Origin of the sequence: Desulfosporosinus sp. OT (genome assembly GCF_000224515.1) — a bacterium.
GTDB lineage: Bacteria > Bacillota > Desulfitobacteriia > Desulfitobacteriales > Desulfitobacteriaceae > Desulfosporosinus.
This window is the reverse complement of record NZ_AGAF01000056.1, coordinates 1-615: the sequence shown is the minus strand read 5'-3', so window position 1 is coordinate 615 and position 615 is coordinate 1. Positions and strand designations below refer to the sequence as shown.

Sequence of the window (615 nt, the reverse complement as noted above, 5' to 3'; positions counted from 1 at the left end):
AAAGCCATAGCTTCGGTGATACACTTGAGCCCCGTTACATTTTCGGCGCAGAACCACTCGACCAGTGAGCTATTACGCACTCTTTAAATGGTGGCTGCTTCTGAGCCAACATCCTGGTTGTCTGTGCAATTCCACATCCTTTCCCACTTAGTGTATACTTTGGGACCTTAGCTGATGGTCTGGGCTGTTTCCCTTTCGACTATGAAGCTTATCCCCCACAGTCTGACTCCCGATCTAAATCAAATGGCATTCGGAGTTTGATAAGGTTCGGTAACCTGGTAAGGCCCCTAGCCTATTCAGTGCTCTACCGCCATTCGTCATCAATCGAGGCTAGCCCTAAAGCTATTTCGGGGAGAACCAGCTATCTCCGTGTTCGATTGGCATTTCACCCCTACCCACAGCTCATCCCCTGCCTTTTCAACGACAGTGAGTTCGGGCCTCCAGTAGGTTTTACCCCACCTTCACCCTGGCCATGGGTAGATCACACGGTTTCGGGTCTACAGCATGTAACTCGTCGCCCTTTTCAGACTCGCTTTCGCTTCGGCTCCAGCTTCTCGCCTTAACCTCGCTACATACCATAACTCGCCGGTTCATTCTACAAAAGGCACGCTATCA

General features: G+C 50.7%; 1 rRNA gene. It reads right to left on the bottom strand.

Annotated elements, in window-relative coordinates:
* Window positions 1–615: ribosomal RNA gene (locus DOT_RS04875) — 23S ribosomal RNA — on the bottom strand; the annotation flags it as partial.